The organism is Stenotrophomonas sp. (assembly GCF_032056425.1).
Lineage (GTDB): Bacteria > Pseudomonadota > Gammaproteobacteria > Xanthomonadales > Xanthomonadaceae > Stenotrophomonas.
Genome location: NZ_DAMBCN010000018.1, coordinates 40,533 through 61,760 on the forward strand (window position 1 = coordinate 40,533; position 21,228 = coordinate 61,760).

18 protein-coding genes are annotated in these 21,228 nt (G+C 68.6%); 6 read left to right on the forward strand and 12 right to left on the reverse strand.

The features are described from left to right. Positions 1–53: 53 nt before the first annotated feature. Both RTY46_RS12860 and RTY46_RS12865 read right to left on the reverse strand, forming a co-directional pair. The gene (locus tag RTY46_RS12860; RefSeq protein WP_312708799.1) at positions 54–2,072 is read right to left on the reverse strand and encodes an alpha/beta hydrolase; all 2,019 of its coding nucleotides are present in this window, start codon (positions 2,070–2,072) and stop codon (positions 54–56) included. Next, entirely contained in the window at positions 2,069–3,046 is a 978-nt protein-coding gene (locus RTY46_RS12865) for a DUF4105 domain-containing protein (RefSeq protein WP_312708801.1), read from the reverse strand. The genes RTY46_RS12860 and RTY46_RS12865 overlap by 4 nt, the downstream gene beginning before the upstream one ends. A gap of 152 nt (positions 3,047–3,198) precedes the next feature. Here RTY46_RS12865 and RTY46_RS12870 point away from each other — a divergent pair, with 152 nt between their 5' ends. Continuing rightward, positions 3,199–3,618 carry a GFA family protein gene (locus RTY46_RS12870; protein WP_312708802.1) on the forward strand — a complete coding sequence of 140 codons (420 nt, stop codon included), beginning with the start codon at positions 3,199–3,201 and terminating at the stop codon, positions 3,616–3,618. Between the two features lie 339 nt (positions 3,619–3,957). Continuing rightward, the gene (locus tag RTY46_RS12875; RefSeq protein ID WP_312708803.1) at positions 3,958–4,764 is read left to right on the forward strand and encodes a hypothetical protein; all 807 of its coding nucleotides are present in this window, start codon (positions 3,958–3,960) and stop codon (positions 4,762–4,764) included. 38 nt (positions 4,765–4,802) lie between these two features. Here RTY46_RS12875 and RTY46_RS12880 read toward each other — a convergent pair whose 3' ends face one another. Further along, complete coding sequence (locus RTY46_RS12880; protein WP_312708804.1) at positions 4,803–6,323, reverse strand: MFS transporter; 1,521 nt, start codon at positions 6,321–6,323, stop codon at positions 4,803–4,805. 106 nt (positions 6,324–6,429) lie between these two features. On the opposite strand from RTY46_RS12880, the gene RTY46_RS12885 reads away from it, so the two are divergent. Beyond that, a complete protein-coding gene (locus tag RTY46_RS12885; RefSeq protein ID WP_312708806.1) occupies positions 6,430–7,323 on the forward strand; it encodes a LysR substrate-binding domain-containing protein in 894 nt (297 codons plus the stop codon). A gap of 32 nt (positions 7,324–7,355) precedes the next feature. Further along, on the forward strand, positions 7,356–8,150 hold the full coding sequence (locus RTY46_RS12890) for a hypothetical protein (protein ID WP_312708807.1): 795 nt from the start codon (positions 7,356–7,358) through the stop codon (positions 8,148–8,150). Positions 8,151–8,630: 480 nt separating this feature from the next. Here RTY46_RS12890 and RTY46_RS12895 read toward each other — a convergent pair whose 3' ends face one another. Together RTY46_RS12895 and RTY46_RS12900 are read right to left on the reverse strand one after the other, a co-directional pair. Beyond that, complete coding sequence (locus RTY46_RS12895) at positions 8,631–9,518, reverse strand: LysR family transcriptional regulator (protein ID WP_312708808.1); 888 nt, start codon at positions 9,516–9,518, stop codon at positions 8,631–8,633. 38 nt (positions 9,519–9,556) lie between these two features. Further along, complete coding sequence (locus tag RTY46_RS12900; RefSeq protein ID WP_312708809.1) at positions 9,557–10,438, reverse strand: SDR family NAD(P)-dependent oxidoreductase; 882 nt, start codon at positions 10,436–10,438, stop codon at positions 9,557–9,559. Between the two features lie 153 nt (positions 10,439–10,591). Between RTY46_RS12900 and RTY46_RS12905 the strand changes: the two genes are divergently transcribed. Both RTY46_RS12905 and RTY46_RS12910 read left to right on the forward strand, forming a co-directional pair. Continuing rightward, positions 10,592–11,365, forward strand: coding sequence for a DeoR/GlpR family DNA-binding transcription regulator (locus RTY46_RS12905; protein WP_312708810.1), 774 nt, complete (start codon positions 10,592–10,594; stop codon positions 11,363–11,365). Between the two features lie 20 nt (positions 11,366–11,385). After that, positions 11,386–12,516: an MFS transporter gene (locus RTY46_RS12910; protein WP_199932603.1), complete on the forward strand. Its 1,131-nt coding sequence runs from the start codon at positions 11,386–11,388 to the stop codon at positions 12,514–12,516. Between the two features lie 3 nt (positions 12,517–12,519). Here the strand turns inward: RTY46_RS12910 and RTY46_RS12915 are convergent, their stop codons facing one another. From RTY46_RS12915 to RTY46_RS12945, 7 genes are all read right to left on the reverse strand, one after another. After that, positions 12,520–13,710: a VWA domain-containing protein gene (locus RTY46_RS12915; RefSeq protein ID WP_312708811.1), complete on the reverse strand. Its 1,191-nt coding sequence runs from the start codon at positions 13,708–13,710 to the stop codon at positions 12,520–12,522. Continuing rightward, a complete protein-coding gene (locus tag RTY46_RS12920) occupies positions 13,707–16,007 on the reverse strand; it encodes a DUF5682 family protein (protein ID WP_312708812.1) in 2,301 nt (766 codons plus the stop codon). The genes RTY46_RS12915 and RTY46_RS12920 overlap by 4 nt, the downstream gene beginning before the upstream one ends. 14 nt (positions 16,008–16,021) lie before the next feature. Continuing rightward, positions 16,022–17,104 carry an AAA family ATPase gene (locus tag RTY46_RS12925; RefSeq protein WP_312708813.1) on the reverse strand — a complete coding sequence of 361 codons (1,083 nt, stop codon included), beginning with the start codon at positions 17,102–17,104 and terminating at the stop codon, positions 16,022–16,024. 35 nt (positions 17,105–17,139) lie between these two features. Beyond that, positions 17,140–18,666 (reverse strand): DUF5691 domain-containing protein, encoded by a 1,527-nt coding sequence (locus RTY46_RS12930; protein WP_312708814.1) that lies wholly within the window; start codon positions 18,664–18,666, stop codon positions 17,140–17,142. Positions 18,667–18,785: 119 nt separating this feature from the next. Continuing rightward, positions 18,786–20,000, reverse strand: a complete 1,215-nt coding sequence (locus RTY46_RS12935; RefSeq protein WP_312708815.1) for an SWIM zinc finger family protein — start codon at positions 19,998–20,000, stop codon at positions 18,786–18,788. A 135-nt stretch (positions 20,001–20,135) separates the two neighbouring features. Then, a complete protein-coding gene (locus tag RTY46_RS12940; RefSeq protein WP_312708818.1) occupies positions 20,136–20,576 on the reverse strand; it encodes a hypothetical protein in 441 nt (146 codons plus the stop codon). A 103-nt stretch (positions 20,577–20,679) separates the two neighbouring features. Beyond that, positions 20,680–21,102, reverse strand: coding sequence for a DUF6393 family protein (locus RTY46_RS12945; protein ID WP_312708820.1), 423 nt, complete (start codon positions 21,100–21,102; stop codon positions 20,680–20,682). Positions 21,103–21,228: the final 126 nt, after the last annotated feature.

Sequence of the window (21,228 nt, forward strand, 5' to 3'; positions counted from 1 at the left end):
CGCTGCGGGGTCAGAGCCCTTTCCGCGGGAAAGGGATCTGACCCCGGGGCCACTCAAGGTCGAACAACCGGCCCCACCTCGTCGATGTCCTGGTGCAGGATGCGCCGCACTTCCAGCACGGCCTGCGGTGTTTCCTGCACGCTGTGGCCAGAAATGATCACTTTCTCCGACAGTGCGCCCGGCAGGTGGGCGCTCCAGTACGGCACCAGGCCATCGTCGGATTGCTGCAACGGCAGTTCCGGTTTGCGCTGGGCAATGATCGAGTGGTATTTCAGGCCTGCCTCGATGGGCAGCTGCGCGGCGGCCTTCACGAACGGATCGCTGGCCTTCAGGTTGTCGATGCTGTTGGGAATCTTCGGTTTGGCGGTGCCATCGACCTGCTGTTCGGCCTGCGCCAGCGCCAGGAACACATCTTCGAACTTGCCCAGAAGAGTCAGCGGCAGCCGCACCAGCCGACCGATCAGCCGACCCACCTTGTTGCCGGCAATATCGGTGCCCTGGTGGGGCGCGGCAATGAAGATCGCGCGCTCGACATTGGGCTGCGCCTTGAAGTGCAGCAGCGGGCCCAGCTTGGCCTGCACCCGCTTCAACCGCTCGCCCTTCAGGTCGTAGCTGGCCAGCAGATCGTCCCACAGCACGTCACCGGAATCGCTGACCAGCAGGCGTCCCAGCACGCCGCCCATGCTGTGGCCGATGTACACCATGTCCTTCGACGCCGGCGCGGTGCCCTGCGGATCAAAGTGTTTCAGCGTACCGTTGAATGCCGCGGCGATCTCATACCGGTTCAGGGCGATCGGTGCATTGGTCGGGTAGTAGACCTGCCACACCTGGAACTGGCTGCGCAGCTCGGGGTCGCCCATGATCTCGTTGGCCAGGTTCACCCAGGCTTCCGGGCTGCTGGCCAGGCCGTGCAGCATGAAGATGATGCGGCGATTGGGGTCCCACGGCTGCATCAGGTAGATGTGCGGTTCGCCGATGCCCTCGCTCAGGCCGAACAGCGTGCGCAGCGACTGCCTGGCAAAACCACTCTGCGCCAGCCACAGACCATAGGCGGCAGTGAAGTTGCCAGCCAGCGGCACGCTCTCGCCATGCAGGGTGATGCGCTCGGTGGCTTCCGGCGAATAAGCATCCAGCTCCACACGCCGCGTGCGCATCACATCCTCCAGCGTATCGCCCTGGAAGCGCAGCAGCGCAGTCACGTTGATTGCCGACATTTCGCTGAACACTGGCACGTCAGCCTCGCGCCCACGGCGATGCGCCGGCGCATCGGTGGCGCTGCCTGCGTCCTGCACCTGCGGGCCGTCGGCGGCGATCACCGGCGCCACCAGCTTCGGCGGATCCATCACCATCACCAGTTCGGCACCGAAGCCATCGCGACGGTACGTGCTGCGCAGGCCGACGAAGCTGACCGATCCGGCCGGCACCAGCTGCGCGGGAATGCTCTTCAACTGCAGCTGCGCATAGTTCGAGGCCAGCGTCCAACTGCCGGCAGACAACGGCTGGGTGTAATCCTCGCCGGCCAGCGCCGCGGCGCGGGCACGGGTGAACAGCACCACCGCCGCTTTTTCGGCCGCGTAGTTGTAGTAATCGCGCACCTGGGTCTGGCGATCCTCGAACGCGCGATCGGACGGTGAGCGACCGCTGTGGAACAGATAGGCATAGCCGTAGCGCGCCGCCTCCAGCCACGCATCCAGCGCCGCATCACTCATCGGCACTTCACCCTGGACGTGCTTCTTCGGCGTCAGCGCCAGTGCGGCCTTCACCCACAGTTCGGACAAAGTGGACAGCCGCTGCTCGACATTCAGATCGTCGGTCATCAGCAGCGTGCTGCGGCAGACCAGGAAGTCCTTGTCGCACTGCGACTCATCCAGACCTGCTGCACTCAGGGTCTCGCGCGAGGCCGGGCTCAGCTTGCCGGTGTTCAGCACATCCGAGCGCTTGTTCACCAGCGAATCGCTGGATGCGACCTGCTTCACCGTCACCATCGCGCAGCCACTGCTGCCCAGCAGCAGGAACATCGCCAGCACGGCCGGCAGCAGGCGCCCTGCGCCCATCATCGATCGCAGGCTCATGGCTGTTCATCCGGGCCGGTACCCGGCACGCCCTGGCGGATGACGCGGGAGAAGTTCTGCCCCGGTGCCATCTGCAGCGCACGCTGGGTTATACGGCCCTTCGCGTGCAGTTCGGCGAAGGGCACGCCGGGGGTCAATGCGCCCACCTGCTGCGCGTACTCGGCCAGATAGCCCGACAGCAGCAGGCGGTAGTCCAGCGGCAAACCCGGTGCGATATGGCGCGCCAGATCGAACACGATGGTGGTGCAGTTGCTGGTCAGCGTGTTGTAGAACGCCGGCTTTGCATCCAGTTTGCGTGCCTCGTCCAGATACGCGGCGAACAGCGTTTTCAGCTGCGCGCGGTCCATGCCATGCAGGCGGTACAGATAGACATCCTCACCGCGCGCATTGGTGCGGGTACGCAGAATGTCGGTTTCCTCCGAAGCCACCAGGGTCATTTCGAAGCGGCGGAAGAAGCCGCCGATGGCCGAAAATGCCTCGCCGCGCTCCTTGCGGATTTCCAGCGAGAACACCAGGTAACGGCCATCGTCGAAACCGAACGACACCAGCGTGTGGGCGATGGCCGGGCCCATCCAGTACGACAGCACCAGATCGGCCGAACGCAGCTGGTCCAGATCGTAGCGGCGCTGCACCCAGCGCGCGTCGTAGTCGGTTTCGCTGCGCCAGGTGAAATCGCGCACGTTGTCCAGCACCACATGGCGGCCGTCGAACGAGGCCACATGCAAGCGCTGGGCCACGTCGTCGGCCCAGTCGCGGTCCTGGCGCGGGGTCAGCAGCAGCCAGCCCAGCCCGGCCAATCCCAGGCAGGCGGCTACGGTGGCAGTCCAGCGGCGCGGGCTGCGGCCACGCGCCACCCGCCAAGCGGTGAAGCCGGCCAGCGCCAGCCACAGCACGGCCACGCCTGCCGACAGCCAGCCCGGCCCCGGCAACTGATAGGCCAGCAGGCCGGCCACCCACAGCGCCAGCAGCGCCATGGCACATCCTGTCATCCAACGTCCTGCGGCTCTCACGGGCATCCTGTCGCTTGCGGGGGCGGCCTAGTTAGCCACAAGCGACCTGACCCTGGCATCTACAACGCGTTCAGCAAGTGCATACTGGCGCCCTGACCACAGCGCAGGACGCATGGATGGGCATCACTTCCGTCGCCGGGGTTCCGGTACAGGCACAGCACCGTGCCACCTGCCATTGCGGCACCGTCGAACTGCAACTGGACCTGCCCGAGGGCATCGTCGATCCACGCCGCTGCGACTGTTCCATGTGCCGGCGCCGCGGCGCGATCGTCGCCAGCGTGCCGCAGCAGGGCCTGCAGGTGGTGCGCGGGCACGCCCACCTGCGCCTGTACCAGTTCAATACCCACGTGGCCGAACACTATTTCTGTGGCCTGTGTGGCATCTACACCCACCACCGGCGCCGCTCCAACCCCGACCAGTACGGCTACAACGTGGCCTGTCTGGAAGGCATCGATCCGTTCGCACTTGGGCTGATTCCGACAAATGATGGCGTGAACCACCCGGCCGACCGGACGCCCGCGCCAAACCCTCAGTGACGGCTTCGGCGTGTTGGCGGTGCGATCTTCTGCCAGGGCGCCATGCCGCTGCGCCCGGCGCGTGCGGGACGCTTCAGCCACGGTCGGCGCGGCGGTAGCGGCAGTTCATCGATCAACGCCGGTGCGCGCACTCGGCGGCGGGGCCAAAGGTGATGAAGCAGCCACATGGCAGGTCTCCGTGGGGGACGGGGACGGTCCACTCTAGGCCTGTGCCGGCATGCGCCGCGTGAGTCCGCCACGACATGCCGATGACAACGGTTCGATTTCACGATGCCCGCAGCGAGGGCCGCTACACTCCACGCAACCGGCCAACGAATGGCCCCTCGGCAAGGATGCAACATGGACGTCACCCCCCTGCGCCTGCGTGCGATCTGTCTGGCGGCATTGCTGGCCACCACGCCCCCCCTGCTGGCTGCCGGGCCCGCGCCCGCCGCCACTGCCCTGGAGCTGCAGGCCGATCGCCTGCACGCGCTGACCGCGCTGGCCGATGCCGCCTCTGCGGGCAACGTGCCTGACGACGACACCCTGGTCACCGCCATGATGATGACCATGGACATTGCCGACCCCGCCCTGGTGCCGCCCGGCAGCGCCGGACTGGACGCCATGCTGGATCTGCTCGCCGCCTGCCGCAATGGCCGGCGGGCCGCTGAGCAGGTGGTGCGCCTGGCCATGGCCACGCCAGACCCGAACGCTACGCTGGGACGGATCTCGGTGGCGATCGATCGCACCGCCATCATGACCACCGCGTGCACGGCGCGGCAGATGGACATGCAGAGCCGCGAAATCCTCAAGCGCGGCCTCAGCAGCAGCGACGCTGTTCAACTGGAGGACATGCGGCAGATGGCCGAGGGTCTGCCGATCAGGATCGGCATGCTGGCGATGGGCGCGACGCTGACCGATCTGAATCCGAAAAGTCGCGCGCGTACCGAAGCCGATGCGCTGCCGATCCTGCGCGAAGCCGGTGCCGCGATGACGCCGTCGATGCGCCAGGCGGTGCTGGATGGCGTCGAAAAGACCCTGAAGGATGCCGACAGCAAGGGCCGCATCGACCGCGCAGCGCGTGCCCGCCTGCAGGCTGCCGTGCAGGACGCCGGTTGTACGGCCAGTTGCCAGCTGCTCAGCGCGCCGCTGCCGGCAACGCCCTGAGACCCTCAGAGGCCAATGCGCTGCGCGCCGGCAGTAGTTCAGGCGCTGTCAGCGGCCTCCGCGAGCGCCAGCCCACGGCGCCCCAACAGGAGTTGCAGCAGCAGCGCGCACCCCAGGGTCAGCATCGACAGCGTGCGCAGCAGCTGGGCCAGCGCCTGCCCGCTGGCCTGCTGCAGTTCGGCCACGGTGACGTGCGGCAACCACGCCTGCGCGCCTTCCAGGTCACCACTTGCCAGATACAGCGATGCTGATGCCGTGGCCTCGGGCCAGGCCGCTGGCAAGTGCCGCCCGATCAACGCCGCCAGCAGCGCCGTCACCGCGGCCAGTGCGATGCCTTCGCCGGCCACGCGCACCGTGCCGAACAGGCCGGCGGCCATGCCGGCGCGCTGCACCGGCACCACGCTGACCGACAAGCCGTCCATCAGGCCCCACGGCAGCGCAGCGCCCGCGCCGATCAACAGCAGGGGCGCGATCCATTGCTGCGGCACCGGTGCCGCGGCATGCTGCGACAGCCACCACAGGCCCTGTGCGCACAGCAGCAGGCCCACCGTGCACAGCAGCGCACTGCCGACGTGCTGCGCGCAGCGCGCGGCCAGTATCGGCAGCACCAGCAACGGTGCCGACAGCGCCAGCATCTGCAGTCCCACCATGGCTGTGCCCTGCCCGTACACGCCCAGCAGCTGCAGCGGCAACACCACCAGCAGCACCACGTAGCCGAAGCAGGTAGCAACCGGCAGCAGCTGTACACCCACGAAAGCACGCTGCGAGAACAACGATAGATCCAGCAGCGGCGAGGCGTGCCGCTGCTGCAGCCGCACCAGCAGAATGGCCAGCACGGCGCAGGCGCCGAGTGCTCCCCACACACGCGGGTCGCCGATGCCCTGTTCGCCCAGCCACAGCAGCGCAAGGGTCAGACTGGCCAGCATCAGACTGAAGACCAGCATGCCGGCCACATCCAGGCGCGCGCGATTGCCGTGGCTTTCGCGCAGCAGGCGCACGCCCAGCAGGCAGGCCAGCAGGGCCAGCACGCCACTGCTGGCAAACACGCCACGCCACCCCACCCACTGCAGCAGCACACCGGCCAGCAGCGGCCCCAGTGCCAGACCGGCACCGAAGGTCGTGCCCAGCACGGCGAAGGCGCGTGCACGGCCGGGCCCCTGCCACGCGTCGGCCAATGCGGCCGTCCCCGCCGCCAGTGCTGCCGCAGCTGCCACGCCCTGCAGGCCACGCGCGATATCCAGCCACAGCAGACCCGGGGCCATGCAGACACACGCCGTGACGGCAGCGAACCCGGCGGTTCCGGCCAGGAACACGCGGCGCCGGCCGAGCCGGTCAGCCAGTGCGCCGGCAGCCAGCAGCAGGCCGCCAAAGGTCAGCATGAAGGCATTGGTCACCCACGCCAGTGCCAGCGGCGAATCGTCGGGACCGGGATGCAGCGACGGCACGACCACCGCGCCTGCGGAGAACGCCAGTGGCAGAGCGAGTGCCGCCAGGCACACGGCCAGCAGTGCACCATGCCCGGCGGCAGCGGGGCAATCCTGGGTAGAACGTGGGGCCATGCGGTCCTCCTTGCGCGAAGGGCCGTGATGATGCGCGTGAGCCAGTGCGGGAAAAACACACTGAAAGGACGTTGATTGCGTCCACTCTTTCCGCAATCATCCCTGCATGGACTCCATTTCCGCCCTCCTCGCTTTTGTCCGCACCGCCGAAGCGGGCAGCATCGTCGGCGCCGCGCGCGCACTGGGCCTGACCGCCTCGGCGGTGGGTAAGCGGCTTGTCCGGCTGGAACAGGACCTGGGCGCGCGCCTGTTCCATCGCACCACCCGCCGCCTGCACCTGACCGAGGAAGGAGAGCTGCTGCTGCAGCGCTGCCGACGCGCACTGGATGAACTGTCCGAGGCGCAGGCCGATCTGGCCCAGCGCCAGCACGCACCACGTGGCCTGCTGCGTATCGGCCTGCCGACCATCGGCTACCGCTTCCTGTTGCCGGTGCTGCCCGGCTTCCAGCAACGCTACCCGCAGGTGCAGCTGGAACTGGAGTTCAACGACCGGCTGGTGGACGTGGTCAACGAGGGTCTGGATGCGGTGATCCGCAGCGGTGATCTGGCCGATTCCAGCCTGACGGCACGGCAGCTGGGCACGTTCCGCTTCATCGTCTGCGCAGCACCGCCCTTGCTGCGGGCGCATGGCTCGCCGCAGCGACAGGCGGACCTGCGGCACCTGCCTGCGGTACGTTTCCGCGTTCCCACCAGCGGTAAGCTGCAGCCGTGGACGCTACCGGGCCATAGCGGCGATGCCGCTGCCGACATGGCCACCGGCATGACCTGCAACAACATGGAGGCCGTGCTGGCAGCCGCCATCGGCGGAATGGGCGCGGCCTGGATGCCCGACTTCCTGGCCGCCGACGCGCTGGCCGATGGCCGCCTGCAGGACGTGCTGCCGGCCGTGCCCCATCAACAGGGGCAGTTCTCGTTGCTGTGGCCAGGCAACCGGCAACCGAGTGCGCGCCTGCGGGTGTTCATTGATTACCTGGTCGAACACCTGTTCTGCGCTCGCTAGACTGTACGGCCGTAGCGGAAACACGTGGGCGCATGGCAATCAAATACCCGGACGTACTGAAACTGCTTGCCGCGGACAAGCTGGTCGAAGCGATCGACAGCGACGTCAAGCGCTGCGCGCACTGGGCACGGCTGGGGCCGCAAGCGGCTGAGCGCGCGCAAGCGCAGATCGGTGCCGAGGTGATCGACACCCTCCTGCTGCGCTGGAACTGCATCCTGCACGCCGCCCCTGCCGAGGTTGCGCCGCTGTACATGCACAAGACTGTGCTGGCACTGGCCCTGTGCCTGCACCGGCAGGGCTTTGCCGACGCGCGGCTGACCGCTGATGCGATCACGGCCATCGCGGCCCTGAATGCCGCCGTGGCGTTGAACGACACCTTCCATCGCCGCAGCGCGGAGATCGAAGCATTGCTGCGCACCGCGCCGCTGATGCCCGCGCGGCGCCCTTCCGTGCCGAAGGCGAACACGGCCTGGCGCGCCGGCGATGTGGTCGGCATGCAGGCGGCCGGCCGCCATCACGCCTTCCACGTGCTGGAGGTCAGCCACGATGCGCCGATCGTGGAGTTCTATGACATTGCGCAGGACATGCCGCTGGCCTGGGAACAACTGCAGGGCGTGAGGGCCCGCGGCGAGCGGCTGAACGATGGCCGCGATTACGTGGACCGCCACGCCCTGTACGGTCTGCAGCAACAGCCCGACCCGGCCCGGCAGTTCCGCCTGCTGGCCAGCGGCATCGCACGCGGGCCGGACAATGCACACCTCGCACGACACGCTGGCCTGTATGCCGTCAGCGACATCTTCCGCATGACGCGCCAGCTGCTGCCCTAGCCCCCCAGATGCACCGCCCGCCGCCCCTCCCCAGGTGCGTGCGCACTGCCCCCGGCAGGCGCGACCGGCACGTCCGCAACGAGGCGCGGACGGGCGGCGGGCGATGCGGGTTGGCGTACCGGACAACTCTGGACTGACCGGCGGACCGTCATGATCCCCACACATCGCCCACCACAGACAGTGGTTCGCGGCAGCCAGGCACGCCGTCCTTGACGTGCGCCGGTGCCGCGCCAGAGTTGATTGTGGGACGCCAATCCCAGCCGGCCCCACGGAACCGGCGCGCACAGACTTGCCTGCATGGGGCTGTGTGTATGTAGGGAATTGCCGCTGCAACAGCCGGGGTTTTTCCAGCGATCACTCAGGCCACGCCCCGGCCCTGCAGATTCAAGGTCTCCCGCTTGCCTGGGGTACTCGCGCAAGACCGCGGCACGCGCTGTTTCGAGCAGTGCGCCACACGCGTGGACACCACCATCGGGCCGATTACGCCAGATCTTCCGCAGCCGCCATGTCCAGAAACTGCTGCAGTACCGGCGCAGCCCTGTCCGGGCGCGTGCACAGCTGCAGTTCAAAACGCGCATCCACGCCGTCGATCCACCGGTAGACGATCTCATCCGGGCGGAAGCCACGCATGCTGGCAGGGACAATGGCAACGCCGGCCTCCACAGCCACCAGCGACAGCACCGCGTGCATGCCATGCGCTTCCTGCACGACGCGCGGCGTGAAGCCGGCGGCCGTGCACAGGCCCAGCACCTGTGCGTGGAAACCGACGCCTTCGGCAGAAGGCCAGGACACGAACGGCTCGTCGGCCAGATCGGCCACCGTCAACGCGGTCTGCACAGCCAACCGATGGCCACGCGGCAGTGCAATGGCCAGGCAATCGTGATCAAACGGCCGCAAGCGCAATTCGGCTGAGATGATGGGCGGAATCAGCAGGCCGACATCCACCTGCGATTCGCGCAGCCAATGCTGCTGCTGGCGCGAGGTAGCCTCCTGCAGGTGCAGGCGCACCTGCGGAAACGCTTGGCGGAAGCGCCGGATCAAGATCGGCAGGCGCCCGTACAGCGCGCTGCCAACGTAGCCCACCCGCAGGCTTCCGATCTGCCCGGCGGCCGCTTCACGGGTGCGCTGCACCGCTTGGTCGGCCTGCAGCAGGGTGGCCCGCGCCTCCAGCAGCAGCGTGCGCCCGGCGGTGGTCAAGCCCAACGTGCGGTTGCCGCGCACGATCAGCTCTGCGCCCAGTTCTTCTTCGAGACGCCGGACGGCGGCCGTCAGCGGCGGCTGCGACATGTGCAGGCGAGCCGCGGCGCGGTGGAAGTGCAGTTCTTCGGCCACTGCCACGAACTGGCGGAGCAGACGCAGATCGATCATGGCAGGACCGGCAACAAAGACCGGCCTAGGGTACGCGCTCAGCCGCGTGCATCGATACTCGGCCGCGCGATCACCGGCCATTGCAGTGCGACGGCCTCGATGCTGTCGGCCTGCACCGCGCGCAGGTCGCGCGGGTACGCGACATGCGCGGCTTCCTGCAGGCGCAACGCATGGAACTGGCCGTTGCTGGCGCGCAGGATCCAGCCGCCCTGCTGGCAACGCGTGGATGCCAGGAACGCAACGCCGGTGGCGACCGCGGCCGGATGTAGCTCATCGGGTTCGCCTTCGATGCCCCACATGCGTGTCTTGGCGACCGGAGAGACGGCATTGACCACGATGCCGTGCTCAGCGCCCTCCAGCGCCAGCACGTTCACCAGGCCCTGTGCCGCCAGCTTGGCCATGGCATAGGCCGACAGCCCGCGTTGCGCGTACTGCGGGTACAGCGCACGGTCGGAGGTGGTGATCACGATGCGCCCGCCGCCGGCCTCGCGCATCGCCGACCATGCCGCCTGCGCCAGCCACAGCGGTGTCTTGGCGGCCACGCACAGCATCTGCTCCAGCGCGGCATCGTCAATGCTCTCCACACCCTGGTAGGCCACCCAGCCGGCGTTGTGGATCAGGAAATCCAGGCGGCCATGCCGCTGCAGGATGTCGCGCACCAGCGCGTGGCAGCGCTCGCGTTGGTCGATGGCACCGCGGGCGGCCTCCACGGAAAAGCCCTGGGCCTGCAGTTCCTGCACGCACCGGCCGATGCGCTGCGGGTCGCTGCCGCTGCCATCCAGGCCCGCACCGATGTCATGCATCACGACGTGGGCGCCGCGCTCGGCCAGCAAACGGCTGTAAGCCAGGCCCAGACCACCAGCGGCACCGGTCACCAGCCCGACCTGGCCGGTAAAGGAAACAAGGGAAATCGGCTTCATCCGCCAAGCATCGCGGCTGGCGCGGGTACACGGCCAATACCGTTGAACCGGGCGCACGATAGGTCTGCCGTATCGCACGGGCGCGGATCAGGGCCAGAATGTCGCAACATGCGCGAAATTGCACGTTCATGCACATTCGTGCACACTTCATCGATGACTCCTGACCCTACCCTTCCCGCCCAGCGCACCCAGTTGATCCTGGACGAACTGCGCCAGCAGGGCCGCGTGGTGGCTGCCGACCTGGCGCGCCGCTATGCCGTTTCCGAAGATTCGATCCGCCGCGACCTGCGCGAACTGGCGGCCCAGGGGCTGTGCCAGCGCGTGTACGGCGGCGCGGTGCTGCCGGCACCGAAGCCGGCGCCGCTGCGCGAGCGGCTCACCCAGGACCGCGGCGACAAGGCCGAACTGGCCGCGCGCGTGGTCGCCCTGCTGCAGCCCGGCCAGGTGGTGTTGATCGATGCCGGTTCGACCAACCAGGCCATCGCCCAACAGCTGCCCGGCGCGCTGGCGCTGACGGTGATCACCAATGCGCCGCAGATCGCCACGGCGGCGGCGTGGCAGGCCGGCACCGCCGTGCACCTGATCGGCGGTCGCCTGGCCGAGGGCGGCGGTGCGGTGGGCGCCGAAGCGCTGGCCCAGGTGCAGCGACTGCGCGCCGATGTGTACCTGCCTGGCGCCTGTGCCGTCGATGCCGATACCGGCGTGTGGGCGATGGATGGCGAGGAAGCGACGTTGAAGCGCGCGATGCTGGCCTGCGCCAGCCGGGTGATCGTAGCCGCCACCACCGAGAAGCTGGGCGCGCGCGGTGTATGGCAGGTGGCCGCGCTGGATGAGATCGACGATCTGGTGTTGACCACCACCGCACCGGCCGCGCTGGCCGAACGCTTCCGCGCCGCCGGCATTGCCGTGCATCCCACCCATTCCTGATCCCCTGGCCCGGTTCTTCCATGACGCCTGTTTCCTCGCCCCGCGCGCAGCAGCACGCCACCCGTGCTGCGTTCTTCATTCCTGGTTTTGCCACCGCCATCTGGGCCACGCTGGTGCCCTTCGCCAAGGCCCGCAGCGGGGTGGACGACGCCACCCTCGGCCTGATCCTGCTCGGTCTGGGCGCCGGTTCGCTGCTGGCCATGCCGCTGGCGGGCGTGCTTGCTGCACGGCTGGGCTGCCGCACGGTGATGATCGCCACCAGCGCACTGATCTGCCTGTCACTGCCGTGGCTGGCGGTGGCCTCCTCGCCCTGGGCGCTGGGCGCGATCCTGTTCGTGTTCGGTGCCGGCGTGGGTGCCATGGACTGCACCATGAACGTGCAGGCGGTAGTGGTGGAACGCGAATCGCGGCGCGCGATGATGTCCGGCTTCCACGCCTTCTACAGCATCGGCGGCTTCGTCGGTGCCGCCAGCACGCTGCTGCTGGGGGCGTGGCTGCCGCTGCTGCCGGCAGTGCTGGTGGGCTGCGCGGTGATGGTGCTGATCGCCCTGCCCGCCCTGCGCCACTGGCGCAACGAACGGGTCGCGCATGAAGGCCCCTTCCTGGCGTGGCCGCGCGGCATCGTGCTGTTCATCAGCGTGCTGGCGTTCGTGGCGTTCCTGGCTGAAGGCACCATGCTGGACTGGAGCGCGCTGCTGCTGACCGATGTGCGCGGCGTGGCACCCACGCTGGCCGGCCTGGGCTATGCGGCCTTCGCCCTGAGCATGACCGTGGCGCGCCTGTTCGGTGACCGCGTGGTCGACCACCTGGGGCGGCACCGCGCCATCGTGCTGGGTGGCCTGCTGGGCGCAGCGGGCGTGCTGGTGCTGACTCTGGTCACGCCGTGGCAGGCCTCGCTGGTCGGCTACGTGATGCTGGGCCTGGGCTGTGCCAACGTGGTGCCGGCGCTGTTCTCGCTGGCCGGCAACCAGACCCGCATGCCCGAGGGCGTGGCGATCACCGCGGTCACCACGCTGGGCTATGCCGGTGTGCTGGCAGGGCCGGTGCTGATCGGCTTCGCCGCCCACCATGTGGGGCTGGTGGGCGCCTTCATCGGCGTTGCGGTGGCCTTCCTGGGCGTGGCGGTGTCGCCCCGCTGGTTGAAGGCCTGACCCTCATTCGCCGCGGGTGGCCAGCAGGCCATTGGCGCCGGCCCACTGGTTGATGTCGTCGCGGCGGATCGCCGCGGCCATCAACCCAGGGAATGCGTCGGGCGTGCAGGCGAACGACGGCACGCCCAGCGCCGCCAGCTTGGCCGCCAGCTGCTGGTCGTAGGACGGGCGGCCCTCATCGCTCAGTGCCAGCAGCACGATGAACTGCACGCCCGATTCGACCAGTTCGCGTGCGCGCGCCAGCAGTTTGTCTTCAACGCCGCCTTCGTACAAATCGGAAATCAGCACCAGGATGGCGCTGTGCGGTTCGCGGATCAGGCCCTGGCAGTAGCTCACCGCACGGTGGATGTCGGTCCCGCCGCCCAGCTGCACGCCGAACAGGATGTCCACCGGATCATCCAGCTGCTCGCTCATGTCCACCACTTCGGTGTCGAACACCACCAGCCGGGTGGACACCGACGGCAGCGAGGCCATGACCGCACCGAAGATGCTGGAATAGACCACCGAGGCGGCCATCGAACCGCTCTGGTCGATGCACAGCAGCACTTCGCGCTGCGGCTTGCGCGCCTTGCGGCCATAGCCCACCAGTTCCTGCGGCACCACCGTGCGCAGTTCCGGCTGCCAGTGCCGCAGGTTGCTGCGGATGGTGCGGTGCCAGTCGATCTCGGCCAGGCGGGGGCGGCGGTTGCGGCGCGCGCGGTCCAGCGCCCCGCTGACCGCCGTGCGCATCGGCTCTTCCAGCCGCGCCAGCAGATCGTTCACCACCGCGCGCACCACCATGCGTGCGGTTTCCTTGGTCTGCGCCGGAATGACCCGGCTCAGGCCAATCAGGTTGGCCACCATGTGCACGTCGGGCTGCACCTGTTCCAGCATCTCCTTTTCCAGCAGCATCTGGGTCAGGTTCAACCGCTGCAATGCGTCGCGCTGCATCACCTGCACCACCGATGACGGGAAGTAGCGGCGGATATCGCCCAGCCAGCGCGCCACGTTGGGCGCCGAACCACCGCGGCCACCGCGCCGGGACAGGCCGCCCTGGCCATCGGGCTCGTACAGCGCGGCCAGCGCCTGGTCGATGCCCTGCAATGCCTTGGGCAGTTCGCCGCAGCTGGCGTCGGCCTGCTCGCCCAGGATCAACCGCCAGCGCTGTTCGCGCGAGGTGGTGGCCGGCAGTGTTTCGTCTCGTTCAAGGCTCATGCGGGCAATCCCAGCAGTTCACGCAGCATCGGCAGCGCGCGTTCGGCGCGTGCCACGTTCCAGTACGGGGCCGAGGCGGTGGTCGCGACCGGCGCGCCCGGTGCCTGCTTCACGCGGGTGCCCAGGTCGCGACGGTCGGCCATCTCGAACGCCGAGAAGGTGCGCCGCACCAGCGGCAGCACGCGCACCAGTGCGTCTTCGTCCAGCGCCACCACCCAGGCATCGATCATCTGCCACACCGCATCGTCGTGCAGCAGCACGGTGGCATTGCGGTTGAGGAAACCATCGAGCCACTGCGCGGCCTCCAGCGGCGTAGCGCCGGCCGAAAGCTGCAGCTGCAGCTGCGCGTGCACGGCGCCCGCGTCCAGGGTGCCACTGTCGAACAACAGGCGCAGGCTGACGCCGCGCAGCAGCGCACTGCTGGCCGGTGACAGGGCCACCCGCTGCAGTGCCTGCCGCCAGTGCCCGCTGCGCTCGGCATCGCTGCGCAGCGCCACGGCACGATCGGCCGCCAGCAGCACCTGGCGCGCATGCTCGGCGTGCGCTTCGTCAAGCGCGCTGACCGCCACCAGCAGACCCACGCCGGCGCGTTCCAGCATGCTGTCGAACAGGTGCGCCACCTGCACGCCTTCGGTCTGCCGCACGTTGCCGTAACGATGGATGTTGGCCAGCGGCGGCAAGGCGGCCAGCAGCGCCAGCGGATCGGCCGCCGTGGCCGCGCGCGCCTCCAGTTCGGCGGCGATGGCCTGCACCGCCTGCGGCAGATCGGCCAGCAGCACGCGGTCCACCAGCGCGGATACTTCGGCCAGGCCATCGGCGCGGCGCGCCTGGCCGATGGCGCGGTTACCGGCCGCATCCACCAGGGTTTGGCCATGGCGGCTGGCTTCCACCACCGCCACCGCGAAGTGCGGCTGCCACGCCAGCTGCCAGATTTCGTGGAAAGTACCGCGCGCCGAATGGCCGGTACGCGCCAGCCGGCCCCACTCGATACCCAGCAGGCTCAGCCGGTGCAGCAGATGGCTGCGGGCCAGATCGTTGTCCTTGCGCAGGTCCAGATCGAGGGTCTTTTCCAGCGCCTCGGGCTTCAGCCGCAGCCGCTTCTGCTGCGCCTCCAGATCACGCTGCAGCGGCACCACCGGCACGCTGGCGGGCACCTGGCCCAGCGCGTCGCCCACCAGCAGATGCTCAGCGATCAGGCGCATCGGCGCGTCATCGCCGTTGCAGATGACGCTGCGGCTGGCATCGGCAATGTCTTCCAGCCCGGGCGCCGGGCGACCGCGCAGCGCGGCCAGGGTATCGGCCAGGCGGGTCGCTTCGATCAGGTGGGCAGAGGAACAGTCCAGCCCGTGCTCGCGCAGCAGGCGGCCGACCCTCGCATACCAGCCCACCGCGCGCTGGCCATGCACGCCGGCGTTACGCCACAGATGGTCGTACCAGCCCGGCGCGTCCACGCCGGCGCTGTAACCGCTGCCCGTGCTCAGGTGGCGGTAGGTCCAGGGTACCCAGGTGCTCTGCGTGCGGCGTCGCGGCAGGCCCTTCAGCAGCCGGTTGTCGGCTGCGGCAGTGTTCGCGCGCAGCGCCGGCGGCTGCAGGGCCGGCACATGCCAGGCACCGCAGACCACCGCAACGCGCTGGAATTCCTTGCTGGCACTGCGCAGCGCGCTGCGCATGTGCGCCTCGCGCACGGCTTCCTGTTCGGCACGCTGGCCGGGATAGGCCGGCGTATGTTCGCGCACGGCGGTCATCGCCTCGGCGATGGCTTCAAACAGGCCCTGCCCGTCGCCACGCTCTTCCACCATGTAGTTCCACCAGGCTTCGCCATCGGCGTGGCCGGCCGCCTGCGCCAGCCAGTCCAACGGATCGGCCGGGCGCTGCAGCGGTGCCGTCGCGTGGGCCGGATCCGGCGCGGCCGTACCGGCATCGTCCAGATCGTCGGGCTCCTCTGCCAGCGGTTCAGCCGGTGGCTGCGCGCGCCATTCCAGCGACAGCGCCGCCGGCACGTCCATGAAGCGCACCGCCACGCCGTTGCGCAGCGCCCATTGCAACGCCTGCCATTCCGGCGAATACAGCGCATAGGGATGGAACACCGCCAGCTGCGGATCGTCCACGCTGTAGGACAGCAGTGCCACCGGCGGCTGCATGTCGGCATCCAGTGCGTGCGCCAGCAGGTCTTCGCATCCGGCCGGGCCTTCAATCAGCACGCATTGCGGCTGCGATGCCTGCAGCGCGGCCAGCAGGCTGCGTGCGCAGCCCGGGCCGTGGTGGCGGATGCCGAACAGGGAAATCCCTTCACTCATCGGCATGGGCCTGCTCAGGCGTGTTCGCGGAAGGCACGGTACAGGTCCTTCCAGTCGTCGCGCTCCTTCACCACCGTTTCCAGGTACTCCTTCCACACCAGGGCGTCCTGCACCGGATCCTTCACGATCGCACCGATCATGCCGGCGGCCATGTCGGCCGGGCGCAGCACGCCATCACCGAAGTGCCCGGCCAGCGCCATGCCATTGTTGATGACCGAGATTGCTTCGGCGGTGGACAGGGTGGCGGTCGGGCTCTTCAGCTTGGCCTTGCCATCTTCGGTGATGCCGTTGCGCAGCTCGCGGAAGATGCGCACCACGCGCGCCACTTCCTGCAGCGCCGGCGGCTCGGCCGGCAGGTCCAGCGCGCTGCCCATCTCCGCCACGCGCTTGAGCACGATCGCCACTTCGTCCTGTTCGCTGGACGGCACCGGCAGGATGACCGTGTTGAAGCGGCGCTTGAGCGCGCTGGACAGCTCGTTCACGCCCTTGTCGCGGTTGTTGGCGGTGGCGATCACGCTGAAGCCACGCACCGCCTGCACCTCGCTGCCTAGTTCGGGCACCGGCAGGGTCTTTTCCGAAAGCACGGTGATCAGTGCGTCCTGCACATCGGCGGGAATGCGGGTGAGTTCTTCGATGCGCGCGATCTTGCCCAGGCGCATGGCGTTCATCAGCGGGCTGGGCACCAGCGCCTTTTCACTGGGGCCGTTGGCCAGCAGCTGCGCGTAGTTCCAGCCGTAGCGGATCTGCTCTTCGCTGGTACCGGCCGTGCCCTGCACCAGCAGGGTGGAATCGCCGCTGATGGCCGCAGTCATGTGTTCAGACACCCACGACTTGGCGGTGCCGGGTACGCCGAACAGCAGCAGCGCGCGATCGGTGGCGATGGTGGCCACCGCGATCTCCATCAGGCGACGGTCGCCGATGTACTTGGGGCTGACCACGAAGCTGTTGTCCAGCGCGCCACCGACCAGATAGGTCACCACCGCCCACGGCGACAGCGTCCAGTTGGCCGGGCGCTGGCGGTTGTCCTGCCGGCGCAGTTCTTCCAGTTCGTGGGCATATTGGTGTTCGGCGTGCTGGCGCAGGACGGTCGTGCTCATGGTGGCTCCAGTGGCAATTCGAAAAGGGGAAAGGATCAGATCGGTGCGTACAGCGCGCGGCGCGTGAGCAGCAGCGCGCGAGCCTGCTGCGTGCAGGCCAGCATTGCCTCGGTGGCCGTAGCCGGCGGCTCGGCCACCTGCACCTGCGCCAGTACCGACGGGTGCAGCACGGCCAGCAGTTCCAGCAGATGGTCGCGCAGCAGGTAGTCGTAGCGCAGGCGCTCATCGCCCAGCAGCGCGCCCACCTGCGGGGCCAGCGCCTGCGAATAGGCCGGGCCCAGCACCTCTGCCGCTCCGGTGCTGTCCAACACGGTGTGCAGCAGGCCCTGCGCCTGCAATTCGTCCAGCGTGGCCGGCCAATGGCGTTCGCGCTGCTGCACCGGCAACAGTGCCAGCAACGCGGTCTTGTGGTGGTAGCTGGCCTTGTGCGCGATCAACGCTTCCACCCAGGCCGGTTCACGGGCATCCACCTGTTCGATCCAGGCGCGCAGCAGGGCGGCGAACCAATCGGTCTTCTGCGCCCAGGCCAGCACCTCCTCGGGGGTCTTTTCCAGGGTCTGGCACCACCACTGCAGCGGCCACTGCCGGGCCAACTGATACAGCCACCAGGCACGTTCACCCAGTGATTCACCGTTGGGCCGCTTGCTGTCGATGCCCGCCTCGGCCCACCCCGCTTCCGCGGCCGCCGGTGCCTGCAACTGCCAGGTGCTACGCCGCAGCAGCCCACTGCGCTGGGCCTGCAGCAGGCCCTGCATCTGCGCCTGCAGGAAGCGCGCGTGCGCGCTGTCGGGTAGTCGCGCCAGCAGCGGGCCCACCAGCGCGCGTACCTCGCGGCTGCGGTCCTTCAGCAGTGCCTGCAACAGCGCTTCATCGTCGGCGTGCAGGCCGTTGCCCAGCGCCGCCACGAACAGCGCGCGATCGCGGGCCGGAAGTTCCTTCAGGTTCTGCTGCAGACGCGCACGCGCCGCGCTCGGATCGATCGCCCGCTGCTGCTGGAAGGCCTGCAGGCGCGCTTCGCTGCTGCCTTCGTTCCAGACCTGTTCCAGGTCCTCGGCCGTCGCAACAGGAGCGATGCTGCCCAGCGCATAGCGCCACTCGTCGTTGCATGCCGCCAACCAGCGCCCACGCTCGCCCAGCACCGGCCGCAGCACATCGCGCAGTGTGGCGAAGCGTGAGCCCGCGTCGAGCGCAGCCGGCAGCACCGCCACCGGCAGGTGCTTGCCCTGTGCGGCCAGGCGCACACAGGCCTGCTGGCGCAGACGCTTCAGCCACGGCGCGGCCTGGCCGGTGTTGAACAGCGTGGCCAGCAACGGCGCCCACGCGTGGTCGACCGGCAGCGCCGCCGGATCGTGCGGTGCGGGGGGCGGCGGCAGCACCGCCGACGCCAGCGGCATGGCCGCATGTCGACAGGCAGCCAGCACGCCCAGCTGACGGCTGTACGCCAGCGCCGGATCGTCGGCGTCTGCGATGGCCTGCAGCACCTCATCCATCGCGCCACCGGTGCAGATCGCCTGCGGTCGATCCACACCCAGCAACGCCGGCTTCAACCAAGTCTCGTTCATGCGGCACTCCTTTCCCAGCGCTCGCCCTGCGCATTCCACGCCGATAGCGGCCACAACGTCTGCCCATCCCATTCGCCCATCACGCACAGCGCCTGGCCACCGCCGAAGGCGAGCAACGATCAGGCCTGCAGACCGGGCAACTGCAGCGGCAACGCGCCTTCGGCGTGCTGCAGCCAGCTGCGCGTGCCGTCATGGGCCATGTGTACGTCGCTGATGCGCAGGGCGACCTGCGGCAACCAGGGGTTGTCGGCATAGGGCTGCGTTGCCGATTCCAGCGTATCCGGTCGCGCGCTGGCCGGGCCCGGCGTGGCGGCCTGCACATCGCTGGCCAACGCGCGCAGCGGCACCGTACCGGGGTGGAAGTGCAGCGTTGCCGCGTGCACGCAGCCGGTCAGCCATTGCGCGTCCCAGCCGCGGCCGCCATGGCTGAACTCCTGCAGCAGCGCGGTACGCCCGCTGTCCAAGCCGTGCAGCCAGACCCGGCGTTCGGTCAGATTGCCGGCCTGTTCGATCAGCCGCTGCCCCTGCACGTGCCAGCGGTCGGCAATGGCTTCGCCGTCGCGCTGCACGCTCTCCCGTTCCAGCGGCCAGCCCAGCGCAGCGCGCAGGTCGGCCACGCGTGCAGCGCCCAGGCTGTGCCGGCGCGGCACGGCCTGGGTGAGCAGTTGCAGCAGCCCCAGTTGCAGGGCCAGTGCACCCAGCTGCGCCAGCCCGCGCGTACCGCTGCCCAGTGCAGCATCGAGCTGGCTGGCCAGGCCCGGCGCCTGCGCATCGACCATGCGCGCCACCATGCGCTGCGCATCGGCATCGAAATCGGCGGGAAGATTGGCCAGCCCCTGGCGGAACTGGTCGGCAATCCACCGTTCAAGCTCAGCGGCACCGGCCTCGATGCGCGCCCAGCGCCCCTGTTCGCGCTTGCCGGCGGCAGCGGCGGCGGCCTGTGGATCGGGCGGTGGCGCACTGGCCGCGGCTTCGGCGGCCGCTTCCTTGCGCGCTGAACGGTCGCGGCGGCCCTTGAGCCATTCATCCACCCATGCCGGGCGCGCCTGCGGCACGCAGCGCGGGTTGCCCGACGCGTACAGCAGCAGCAATGCCAGGCCGTGCTTGCACGGAAACTTGCGGCTGGGGCACGAGCAGCGACTGACCAGCGCGGCCAGGTCCACCTGGGTCTGGTACGGCTTGGAACCGCTGCCCTGGCATTCGCCCCACAGGGCTTGGGCATCGGCGCCCAGCAGGCCCCACTTGCCATCGATGGCCAGTGCACCGCCGGCCTTGGCCGACGCCGCATCCGGCGCCAGCGCGAGCACCTGCTCGCGCGTGAGTCGTACTTCCATATGCGTACTCACTTCAGTTCGACGTGCATCATAGACGAGCGCAGATGACATTCACGGGAGGGCGATGATGCCCGCACCCGGTATCACCCGACGAGACCGCGCCCAAGCGCCCGCACGGCGGCCGGGCGCCGCATGCTACGGCGCGACGGACGTTGCGAAGTCCAGATAGTCTTCGTGCAAGCCCTGGATCAGGCGGCCGCTGGGCATGTCATCTGCGTCAGTTTCCATCAGCGCCCACCCCGGCATGCCCGCTCCGCGCATTGAAGGACCTTCGTCCACCATCATCACGAAGCTGTTGCCAAGGGCCTGGCCGTAGGCGCGCAGGAATGCCTCCAGCGCGGCGGCCGGCACCGCACTGCGCAGGGCCTGCAGGGTGTCGGCCAGATCGTCGCGGTCAAACAGCGTTTCAGCCAGGGCCGAATCCACGTCCTCGGCCAGCCGGTGCACATCGCGCAGTACCAGGAAGCGGGCGAACTGCGGAATGTCTTCGCGAAGTTCGCTGTCGGCCCAGCTGGCTGGGTCACTGCAGCCAGCATTGCGCAGGGCGGAAATGAGCGCGGTACGTCGTTCGTTCATGGCAGGCACATGCAGAGGAGGCGGCCCAGCATACCCATGCCAGCGCAACGGGACAGGGAAGGGATCGCACCTTGCACGATCATCTTCCGTCATCACGGCACGTCTACTGATGCTTCAGCTGCACCGCACGCACCTTCGCAAGTCTGCCGTTGCCATCGAACGTGAACGTCATCACCACCGAGCGCGCATCAGGGTCCAGCATGGCCTTTCCCGTGTCGTTGCGGACAATCAACGTCGCGGGCGAGTCCTCGATGACCCTGGTCCCGGAATGTGCCCGCACTGCAGCCAGCACATCGGCGTGTGGCGTACCCACCGGAAGATAGCGGCTGACGAGTGCACTTACATCCTGCTGCTCGAAGCCAACCGGCTTTCCGGACGCATGGATTTCCTCAAGCATTTCACTCACGTCTGCCTGCACAGGCGTGAGTGAACCCCTGTGGGTCGATGCAGTACAGCCGGCAACAAGCATTACCGCCACGACGATGACGCAGAACCGCGTACATGCGGAAAATCCGGGACGATCCATGGCTCCTCCTGGTCAAGGCACACGGTGTGCGCCCAATAAATCTAGGTCACGCATCCATTGAGCCGCAAGCGCCTGTATGGACGCGGCCCCTGGCAAGGGCACGCGCCAGATCGGTGACCTGGCCCG

What these genes read in the sequence shown, in the direction of transcription:
- RTY46_RS12935 (WP_312708815.1), bottom strand. Translation starts at nt 20,000, where the DNA reads ATGGAAGTACGACTCACGCGCGAGCAGGTGCTCGCGCTGGCGCCGGAT.
- RTY46_RS12940 (WP_312708818.1), bottom strand. Translation starts at nt 20,576, where the DNA reads ATGAACGAACGACGTACCGCGCTCATTTCCGCCCTGCGCAATGCTGGC.
- RTY46_RS12880 (WP_312708804.1), bottom strand. Translation starts at nt 6,323, where the DNA reads ATGGCCCCACGTTCTACCCAGGATTGCCCCGCTGCCGCCGGGCATGGT.
- RTY46_RS12875 (WP_312708803.1), top strand. Translation starts at nt 3,958, where the DNA reads ATGGACGTCACCCCCCTGCGCCTGCGTGCGATCTGTCTGGCGGCATTG.
- RTY46_RS12915 (WP_312708811.1), bottom strand. Translation starts at nt 13,710, where the DNA reads ATGAGCCTTGAACGAGACGAAACACTGCCGGCCACCACCTCGCGCGAA.
- RTY46_RS12920 (WP_312708812.1), bottom strand. Translation starts at nt 16,007, where the DNA reads ATGAGTGAAGGGATTTCCCTGTTCGGCATCCGCCACCACGGCCCGGGC.
- RTY46_RS12890 (WP_312708807.1), top strand. Translation starts at nt 7,356, where the DNA reads ATGGCAATCAAATACCCGGACGTACTGAAACTGCTTGCCGCGGACAAG.
- RTY46_RS12870 (WP_312708802.1), top strand. Translation starts at nt 3,199, where the DNA reads ATGGGCATCACTTCCGTCGCCGGGGTTCCGGTACAGGCACAGCACCGT.
- RTY46_RS12910 (WP_199932603.1), top strand. Translation starts at nt 11,386, where the DNA reads ATGACGCCTGTTTCCTCGCCCCGCGCGCAGCAGCACGCCACCCGTGCT.
- RTY46_RS12945 (WP_312708820.1), bottom strand. Translation starts at nt 21,102, where the DNA reads ATGGATCGTCCCGGATTTTCCGCATGTACGCGGTTCTGCGTCATCGTC.
- RTY46_RS12925 (WP_312708813.1), bottom strand. Translation starts at nt 17,104, where the DNA reads ATGAGCACGACCGTCCTGCGCCAGCACGCCGAACACCAATATGCCCAC.
- RTY46_RS12865 (WP_312708801.1), bottom strand. Translation starts at nt 3,046, where the DNA reads ATGGCGCTGCTGGCGCTGTGGGTGGCCGGCCTGCTGGCCTATCAGTTG.
- RTY46_RS12900 (WP_312708809.1), bottom strand. Translation starts at nt 10,438, where the DNA reads ATGAAGCCGATTTCCCTTGTTTCCTTTACCGGCCAGGTCGGGCTGGTG.
- RTY46_RS12895 (WP_312708808.1), bottom strand. Translation starts at nt 9,518, where the DNA reads ATGATCGATCTGCGTCTGCTCCGCCAGTTCGTGGCAGTGGCCGAAGAA.
- RTY46_RS12930 (WP_312708814.1), bottom strand. Translation starts at nt 18,666, where the DNA reads ATGAACGAGACTTGGTTGAAGCCGGCGTTGCTGGGTGTGGATCGACCG.
- RTY46_RS12885 (WP_312708806.1), top strand. Translation starts at nt 6,430, where the DNA reads ATGGACTCCATTTCCGCCCTCCTCGCTTTTGTCCGCACCGCCGAAGCG.
- RTY46_RS12860 (WP_312708799.1), bottom strand. Translation starts at nt 2,072, where the DNA reads ATGAGCCTGCGATCGATGATGGGCGCAGGGCGCCTGCTGCCGGCCGTG.
- RTY46_RS12905 (WP_312708810.1), top strand. Translation starts at nt 10,592, where the DNA reads ATGACTCCTGACCCTACCCTTCCCGCCCAGCGCACCCAGTTGATCCTG.